This is a genomic window from Microcoleus sp. PH2017_12_PCY_D_A, assembly GCF_020738565.1.
Lineage (GTDB): Bacteria > Cyanobacteriota > Cyanobacteriia > Cyanobacteriales > Microcoleaceae > Microcoleus.
The window spans coordinates 1-9,234 of the sequence record NZ_JAEQCI010000172.1; the positions used below are offsets into that span (position 1 = coordinate 1).

A 9,234-nucleotide genomic window follows, 5' to 3' on the forward strand; every position below is an offset into this window, starting at 1 on the left:
CAATTCCTTCCCAAGGAGCTTTAGTATCGCCATGAGTTAAACTGGCATTCGTGTGATCAGGAGTGTACCAAGTCTTAGTAACATCAGCAATATTATTTTCAGTCAAATCACCTAAGCGACGGTAAATTGTTTCGCCATTCTCCGAAGGAAACTGACTTTCATTGAGATTAGCAGTTCCCGCATACCAAGCCAAAGCAGCCCGATGGTCGGTCATTAGGAAGAGTAAACTCCTCAGAAGAACCAGCCTTACTACCTCCATTCCAAGTCCAGGTACTATTCTTCCATTGAGCAGTCAGGATACGATTCCGATTGTAATCTTGTCTGGCTCACGATCTGCTATTATTAATATGTAAATATCTTCAGAAAAAGGTTATGAATAACGAAGAATATCTCGAATGGGAAGAAGAAGCCGAAGAAGTTATTCCGCTTCTATCTCTCAACAACCATCACCCAGAGATGGCTGGTAGGGAGGTGGTCGATTTATATAAAGATGGATGGAGAGACTATTCCTCGATCAATTTAGAAGGAACTCTCATCGAGCATGAATACCTAATTGAGATCGACCTAAGTGGCTCTGATTTACACTCAAGTATTTTGAAGGGGTGCGATCTGAGCGGTGCTAATTTGAGTAACGCGAATCTTGAAAATGCTCACTTGAGTAGCGTTTGTTTAGTAGGGGCAAATCTTAGCAATGCAAATCTGGCTAATGTTAATTTATGGAATGCTGACCTGAGCGATGCTAATTTGGAAAATGCTAACTTAAACAATGCAAACCTGTCTAATACCAACTTAATTGGCACAAATTTTAGCGCTGCTAAATGGGAGAATATTAACACTGACGCTGCGTTATTTTGTCATACTATTATGCCAGATGGTAGCCATAAAAGCGATCCAGTTAGAGTCATGGAAACTCAGGAATTGCTTCGGCGCTACGCTGCTGGAGAAAGAAGGTTTGAGGGCATAGTTTTATATCGGGCTGACCTTAGAGGTGTCGATTTACATAACATAATTATGCCTAATGCTCACTTAGCTGATGCTAACTTAAGCGGTGCCAATTTGAAAGAGTCCTGCTTGACGAGAGTTAATTTTAGGGGGGCAAATTTGAGCGGTGTTAATCTGTGCATTGCTAACTTGAGAGGAGCAAATTTAAGCTACACCAATTTGAAAAATGCCAACTTATATGCAGAAATGTATGGTGTAGATTTTACAGAAGCCAACCTGAGTGGGGCTGAGCTTCTGTTCGTGGAATCTGCATTTTTTCGTAACACTACCTTGCCCAACGGAGAAGTTGTTATTGGTCCTAGTGAATATGCTTCTAATTGGAAAAGGTAGGGTTCTATTAGACATCTACAAAAAAGCCTGGGTCGAACAGGCATCCTGCCTGTTCCACACTGATTATTGGAGATGTCTACTTGCCATGAATTTGATTTCTATAAATCATGAAAGTGGCAAGTTTATATTTCGCTTGAGAACATCTCGAATATCTCCAGGAATATTTGAAAACAGGTTAACATTTTTACCTTTAAGTAAGTTTTCAAGTTCTTCGATACTAACTAACCAAGTGTTCGGAGATCGCCATTCAGTCACATTTTTGATTGGAGATAAAACTCGATTTAATTGCAGCTGCTCTCCAATTTCATAAAATGGGTGGACTATTCCTTGCTCCCCAGCATTATCCCAGTCTAGGGCTGATGGTTCGGCTCTGTTAGGTGTAAGAAACGTGTAAATTTTGGTGTCGTGATTAACATCTGGTATCCCTTGACTAGGATGCTCTAGAACCAGATTTGTTTTCCATGTCCAGGTAGGAATGTTAATTCCTTGTTGTTGAAAAGCCTCAGAATTGGTAAACCCTTGATACCTAGAATCGTTGGGGAGAGCATTACTCTTTTTCTGTGGTTCCCAATTTGTGCCATAGCTACCCGCAACAACGTAAACTTGCTTACTATTTTCAGCCATACCTGTTACTAACTGTTCTATATTGTACCACGCAGAGGCTTCTGCGGGATTATTAGGACTGCTAAAAAACAGATTATTGTCAGCGTTTTGCGGGATTAAGTTGGTTCCCAAAAAAGTGGCTAGGTTGTCTTTGGGATGTCTTGTCCGATCTCCTGAAGGAATTATATGTCCTTTGTTAAAGCCAAGACTGGCCCCGTTATTATTTTCATAACTGCTACCACTAATTTGAGGCCAGCCATTAGGTAATGTAGGATCGGCGATGAACTCATCAGCTTGGCGTTTTCCACCAATCCATGATTTATTTACCTGCCAACTTACCCAGTTGGGGGTTTTAGTTGTGCGATTGTAAGATACTGCGTACTGAGGCTTCTCCAGTAGCAAGTTTGCGCGATAGAGGTTATTTTGTGGTTCTTCAGGACTGTACCTAGCTTCAGATGGATTGCCAAATTTAAGGTGATTACTCTTAAAGAAAACATCATCTAAATAAACTCTGGTGTTTCCCTCAACTTCAAACCTCAATTTAACGCTCTGACCTCGAAACTTATCTAGCTGATTGCTTCCAACATGAAATGTTTCAAACCCTCCTCTGCCAAAACCAATTTTGTCAATATCGCTTGCGTATGTCTTTAGTTCATCTCCTGTTGTTGCTGCCAGATCTATCTCTTTGAGAAGATGAGTACCACTGCCAATTATTGGTCGCCCTTGCGGGTCGGTATTTAGTTTAGTTTCCAACAAGACTTTAAGCTTTCCTTTCCCAAACGGTGCGTGGAGATTAAATCGCAAATCTCCCCATTCTGGCATCACAAAATAGTTGTGTACGATTTGTTTTGTCCCACCATCTCCCATTCTCAGGGCAAAATTAGGTCGATCTACATCGTAGCTTATGGCATCTAAGTAACCGGTACTTATTAAGTCTTTTAAGTTTTCTAAGCCTGGTATTGCCCTATTCTTTGCAACTTCTTCTCCGATAGTGTACCAATCGACTAAGTGGGATTGTAAAACATCCTCAGATGAACCATTAAATAAAGACCAACCTGGGATAGTATGATCCGACTTTCTAAAAGCAATCGCATCAAAATTCCCGTTAAACAAAGTCGGAACCGCATAGTCCCCCCGCATCCGAGTTCCGAAGGACTTAGTGATATCTGTGTAGGTATTATCCTCGTAAACAGCAGCCCGATTATTGTTCAGGTAATTCTCAAAAATACCTAACTCATTTTTACCTTTCTTGCCCCCAAAATCGTAGGGACGCAGTTGAGAACCTCCCCCTAAAACCGAATGAAACCAACCCGTACCGATTCCTTCCCAAGGTGCGTTAGTATCGCCATTACCGCCAGTAAAATTAGCATTGGTATGGTCGGGGGTATACCAAGTCTTAGTCGCATCGGTGATATTATTTGCTGACAAATCTCCCAAGCGGCGGTAAATTCGATCGCCATTTTCTGATGGCAACCGACTTTCATTGAGATTAGCCGTTCCCGCATACCAAGCCCCTGCCGCCCGATGGGAAGCACCGGCCCCGTTATCCGTAAAACCAGCCAGATTGTTAAGCGAAACATTCCAATCTGACTTCCAATTCGTTCCAGAAAGTACCCGCCCGTTAAGAGTATTCCCGATACCATTAGTTTGGTAGTAATTGTCAGCATAGGTGACATTATTCCATACTCTGATTTCCGGGTCGAGAATGTTACGGTAAGTTCCTTCTAAAGAAATAGACTTGTAATTGTAAGGGTCAACAGTCGTCACCTGCAAATCGCGATTTGCAGGACTCGTACCGCCAGCATTAGGGAAAAATGTACCCAAACGTTGAACGATTTCGCTGTTAACTACAGCCCCCTGCCCGAAACCAACAAAATGTAACGGTGAATTGAAAACACCGCCCTGAGTGCGAATCTGATGGCCTCGCTCGTCATAAAGCTGACCTGCATTTCCTACTCCACCACCGTAGTTTCGATCCAACCGTACCAGCGATGTAAATAAAGCATCGGCCCCCGCTTCAGCAAAGCCAGTGTTGTAAAGTTTGTGGGGTTCCTTATTCCCTATCCAGTCTGCCAGCAGCACCAATGGCTTGTTATAACCGGGAAGTTGACTGTTGTTATACACCCAGTTATTGCCGTTATAAGTACCAAACCGCCATGTACCAGTTGGAGAGTCATACTTCATAACCGAGCCGCCAGCTTCTTGAATGTGTTTGGCTATTGCATTAAGTTTGCCATCAATAAGTTTGCTGCGTTCGGGATTTCCTGGTTCGATACCCCGCGTTAAAATAGTAACGCTGCTGAAGTTATTCGCACCAGCTATCGGAGCGGAAAGTAAGGTTTTAAAATCGCCTTTTTCAGTTGTCTTTTCCCCTTTATCCGTCACTGCTTCCACAGCCCAGTGATATTTCTGATCGGCAGTCAATATGCGGTTATTAGGAAGTGTAAACTCCTCAGGAGAACCCGCTTGACTGACACCATTCCAAGTCCAATTACCGTTGTTCCATCGAGCAGTCAGAACTCGATTTGGATTGTAATCCTGCCCAGCAGTCGGATTTTCTAAACCCGACCATCGATCGCCCGGTAACAAACCCTCACCCTTGGGAAACACGCTGACATAAAGATTGACCTCATCGATATCTGTAGCGGCATTAAGATCGGGAATACCGCACTCTTCATCCCCCCCCTTAATATTCCAGCTAAATTTAGGATTGAGAGGCTTGCTGTCACTCGAACTATCGCCAATAGGCCCGGTTAATTCCACCCAGTTTTGATTGGCAGCGATCGTGCATCCCTTTGTTACCAAGAATCGGTCGCAAGAGCAATCGGCTGCGATACAATATCATACATATAGAGCAAGCGTTCTTGAAGGTAAATATTTTCACAGAAAAGTTATGAACAATGAAGAAGATTTCGAGTGGGAAGAAGAAACCGAAGAATTTATTCTGCTTCCGTCTCTCAACGAGCATCACCCAGAGATGCAAGGTTGGGATGCAATCGCTCTCTACAAAGATGGATGGAGAGACTTTTCCGGGATGAATTTAGAAGGAATTGTTATCCAAGGTAAATACTTGATTGAGAGCGACTTAAATGGCTCCGCTCGCCAAGCATCAAAATAAACTTCATTAGAAGAACTAGACCTACTGCCGCGATTCTAATCTAAATACCGCTTTTTCACGCTGAGCCTGTCCTAGAAAATTTTTTGGAAGACTTCAGTTGAAGCAATATACAAGACTGAGCTATGTTAGTTTAAGTGATATTGACCTCAGTTGATAGCGTAATAAATGAATTAGGGAGAAAAGTTATGGATGCTAAGGAGTTGCTCCGAAGATACGCCGCTGGAGAGAAGGATTTTACTAATGTTGACTTGGCAAGTGCCAATCTAGAAAGGGCCAAGCTAAGATCCGCAAACCTAAGTAATGCTAATTTGGCAGGAGCCAACCTAAGCAATGCCAACCTTACAAGCGTTAATCTAGCTAATGCTAACTTGACAGAAACAAACTTAACAAACACTATTCTAGAGGGTATTGATCTAAGTAACGCTAACTTGACAAAAGCCGATCTCAGTGGTGCTATGGTTGCGGGTTGCCTAGATCGCGCCGATTTAACTGAAGCTAACCTCAGCCAAGCCCAAATGTTTGAAACCAATTTAAATGGTACTACTTTGAGAGCAGCCAACCTGAGCGGTGCGTATTTCAGCCAATGTACCGCTGAGATTACTCTCAATTTAAGTCAGGCAAACCTTAAGGAAGCAGTCTTGTCTGAATTTTACCTGCCTGATGCTGACTTGAGTGGAGCCGACCTCAGCGGTGCTTGGCTGGAAGGTACTAGCTTAAGCGATGCTAACTTGAGTAATGTCAACTTCAGTGGTGCCAACCTAATTCGTGCTGACCTCAGTGGTGCCAACCTGCGCGGTACCAACCTGCGCGGTGCGCTTTACAGCTCAGAAACTGGTTTTTCTGATGAAATTGACCTTTCTTGTGCTATTTTAATTGCGCCAGGAGTAAACTTGAGCCATGTTGATTTACATGGAGTTCGGTTAACCTGTCTTGACCTGAGCCGCGTTAACCTGAGTGATGCAAATTTAAGAGGGGCTGACCTGCACGGGACAAACCTGAGAAATGCCGACCTGAGAAATACTGACCTGAGAGATGCTAACCTGAAGGACGCTAACCTCAATGAGGCAATTTTTGGCAATACCATAATGCCAGATGGAAGTGTTAGAAATTAGCCATTATCACTGATGGCAGTGCTGCCAGCCATTAGCTGTTAATCTGAACTTCCCACACGAGGGGAAGTTCAAATTAATCTCTTAATACTCCCACACTTTAGCTAGCGGATACCATTTATAGGCTGGTCTCCTGTAAATGTAAATTGTTGAGTTTTGAGACTGCGTTTAACGTCTTCAGGAACATTCGATAGCAAATCATAATTCATGCCAGCTCCAGCCAAGTTGCGTTCAATGGTTGCAATATCAACTATATAGTTTGTCCACTTAGGCCTCCCTGGTCCATCTGGGACTGTACTATTGGGAAAATCAACAGCGATAATTTGCGTGTTCGCGTTAATATCTGCTAGTCTCTGGCCTGGTCGATCTAAAACTACCATGATCTTCCATACTCGGTCAGGGATATTGACATCAAAGGTTGTGCCATCATCACGGGTTCGGGTAAAAGTCCCCTGAGAGCCATAACTACCAGCGATGATGTAAAGTTCTTTATCTTTATCTTGCACAATGTCTCTACCGAACTTTTCGACATTTGCCCAAACCCCACTATTGTTACTCGAGTGCTGTGGAATCATGTTTGTCATGAAGAAAGTAGAATCCATATCCTTAAGGTTCCTATTGCGGTCTGCGTTAGGGGTTAAGTGTCCCCGTCTCCAAATGCCAGGAAAAGAAGCGTCGGGAACTCTATCCCAATTAGCAGGTAGGGTATCATCTTTATGAAATGTATCTTTCCGACCGCTAGCAATCCATGTGTTATTGAGTTGCCAACTTGCCCAATTAGGAGTTTTATTCCCATCGTTGTAAGACAAAGTCTACTGTGGCCTCTCTATGAGAAAATTTTGGGGATTAGGGTTGGAGTCTCTGGTAAACCTAGCTTCATCAGGGTTTCCAAGTAAGAGATGCTTGCTTTTAAAAAAAACATCATCCAGATAGACTTCGGTATTTCCTGTAATTTCAAACCGGAGTTTCGCTGATTTGCCACGCAGTGCATCTGGCACATCCAAATTGAACGTCTCAAAACCTTGCGTTCCGTAACCTATTTGATTAAATTCAAAACCAGACTGAGTGGGATTGCTGCCTCCAACCAGCTCAACCCCATATCTCAATTCAACACCTGTGGCATTTTGAGATTTGATTGCGCTTAAATATTGCCAATTATCGCCTGGTTCACTCCCTTTTATGGAAACCTTAACCTCACCACCGTTGGGATTGAGAGTATGAAGGTCAAATCGCAATACTCCCCAATCAGGTACAACAAAGGGGTTATGTAAAATTTCAGTAAGCCCACCAGTGCCTCCCAGTTTGAGGGCATAATTGGGTTGAGTACGGTCAGTCCTCAGTTTTTCTAGGTGTTCGTACAAGCTGGGATTGTCTGTCTGGGATATCTGGTTTACATCAATCAAATAATTTTGTGATGCGTCCTTATTGATGCCATTTTCGCGATTGTAGAAAGACCAACCGGGAATGGATTGCGAACCAATTCCAGCAGCGATCGCATCAAAATTTCCATTAAACAAGGTCGGAACCGCATAGTCCCCCCGCAGCCTTGCTGTGTAGGTATTATTCTCGTAAACTGAAACCCGATTATTTGTCAGGTAAGCTTCAAAATCACCCAACTCACTTTGACCTTTCTTGCCACCATCAAAATAAGGTCTTAACTCAAAACCTCCCCCTAAAATAGAGTGGAACCAACCAGTACCAATCCCTTCCCAAGGAGCCCGAGCGTTGCCGTGAGAAAAATTAGCGTTTATGTGGTCGGGAGTGTACCAAGTTTCCGCCGCATCGGTGATATTATTTGGCTCCAAATCGCCCAACCGGCGGTAAATTGTTTCGCCATTCTCCTCCGGAAGTTTGCTGCCCGAAAGGTTCGCAGTTCCCGCATACCAGGTCAAAGCATCCCGATGGGAAGCACCTTGCCCATTATCCGGTTCAAATCCAGCTCGATTTCCCAAGGAAACATTCCAATCCGCTTTCCAATTAGTTCCCAAAAGTTCTCTCCCGTTAAGAGTGTTACCGCTACCATTTTTTTGGTAGTAATTGTCAGCATAAGTAACATTATTCCACACCCGTATTTCCGGGTCGAGAATGTTACGGTAAGGCCCAGAAAAAGAATTATCATCGTAATCGTAAGGGTCAACAGTCGTCATTTGAAGGTCGCGGTTATCCTTGCTAGTTCCCCCAGCAAGTGGGAAAAACGTACCCAAACGCTGAACGATTTCGCTATTAACAACTGCCCCCTGACCGAAACCAACAAAATGTAACGGCGAGTTGAAAACACTTCCTTGAGTGCGGATTAACTTACCCGTACTGTCATAAAGACCGATCGGGCTGCCGACAGAACCGCCTTTTTCCAAATCCAGTTGTACCAGCGAGGCAAATAAAGAATCGGCCGCCGCCTCAGCAAACCCTGAATTATAAAGTTGTTTCGGTTCGATTTCTCCCAGCCAATCTGCCAGCAGCACTAAGGGCTTGCCCGTTGAGGGAGATGGGGCCGCACTATTAAATTCCCAATCGTTTCCTTGGGGACTAACTGACTGCCACTTATTTGTTGCGGCGTTGTATTTCTTAACGGCACCGCCTGCATCGTAAATGTGCTTGGCAACTCCGTTAATTTGGTTGTCAATTAGTCGGTTGTGTTCCGTTTTAACTTTACCTTCAGGCTCCAAACCTCGCGTTAACACCGTAACGCTGCTGAAAGTATTGCCACCATCCATCGGAGCCGGCAGTAAAGTCTTAAACTTGTCGGTAACAACTTTTTTATCCCCTTTATTCGTCACAGCTTCCACAGCCCAATGATATTCCTGGCCGGCCGTCAACATTCGGTCATTAGAAAGAGTAAACTCCTCAGGAGAACCCGCTTGACTGACACCATTCCAAGTCCAATTACCGTTGTTCCATCGAGCAGTCAAAACCCGATTTGGATTGTAATCCTGCCCGGCAGTCGGATTCTCTAAACCCGACCATCGATCGCCCGGCAACAAGCCCTTCCCTTGCGGAAAAACGCTTACATAAAGATTGACCTTATCGACATCAGTATCAGGCTTAAAACCAGGAAGACCGCAGGGTTCATTC

The 9,234-nt window shown here is 43.9% G+C and carries 6 protein-coding genes and 1 pseudogene; 3 read left to right on the forward strand and 4 right to left on the reverse strand.

Features of this window, described 5'->3' with window-relative positions; all coding sequences use genetic code 11:
- Positions 1-214, reverse strand: a 214-nt coding sequence (locus JGK39_RS30960) for a hypothetical protein (protein WP_293298667.1), incomplete at its 3' end; no start/stop codon positions are given.
- Positions 215-372: 158 nt separating this feature from the next.
- Here JGK39_RS30960 and JGK39_RS30965 point away from each other — a divergent pair.
- A complete protein-coding gene (locus tag JGK39_RS30965; RefSeq protein WP_293260043.1) occupies positions 373-1,332 on the forward strand; it encodes a pentapeptide repeat-containing protein in 960 nt (319 codons plus the stop codon).
- 105 nt (positions 1,333-1,437) lie between these two features.
- Here the strand turns inward: JGK39_RS30965 and JGK39_RS30970 are convergent, their stop codons facing one another.
- A complete protein-coding gene (locus tag JGK39_RS30970; RefSeq protein ID WP_293298670.1) occupies positions 1,438-4,740 on the reverse strand; it encodes a DNA/RNA non-specific endonuclease in 3,303 nt (1,100 codons plus the stop codon).
- An 88-nt stretch (positions 4,741-4,828) separates the two neighbouring features.
- Here JGK39_RS30970 and JGK39_RS30975 point away from each other — a divergent pair, with 88 nt between their 5' ends.
- Together JGK39_RS30975 and JGK39_RS30980 are read left to right on the forward strand one after the other, a co-directional pair.
- On the forward strand, positions 4,829-5,053 hold the full coding sequence (locus JGK39_RS30975; RefSeq protein ID WP_293260049.1) for a hypothetical protein: 225 nt from the start codon (positions 4,829-4,831) through the stop codon (positions 5,051-5,053).
- A gap of 185 nt (positions 5,054-5,238) precedes the next feature.
- Positions 5,239-6,165, forward strand: a complete 927-nt coding sequence (locus JGK39_RS30980; protein ID WP_293260052.1) for a pentapeptide repeat-containing protein — start codon at positions 5,239-5,241, stop codon at positions 6,163-6,165.
- Between the two features lie 101 nt (positions 6,166-6,266).
- Here the strand turns inward: JGK39_RS30980 and JGK39_RS30985 are convergent, their stop codons facing one another.
- Complete coding sequence (locus tag JGK39_RS30985) at positions 6,267-6,971, reverse strand: DNA/RNA non-specific endonuclease (RefSeq protein WP_293298674.1); 705 nt, start codon at positions 6,969-6,971, stop codon at positions 6,267-6,269.
- A gap of 3 nt (positions 6,972-6,974) precedes the next feature.
- Positions 6,975-9,234 (reverse strand): annotated as a pseudogene (locus JGK39_RS30990) (DNA/RNA endonuclease G); the annotation flags it as partial.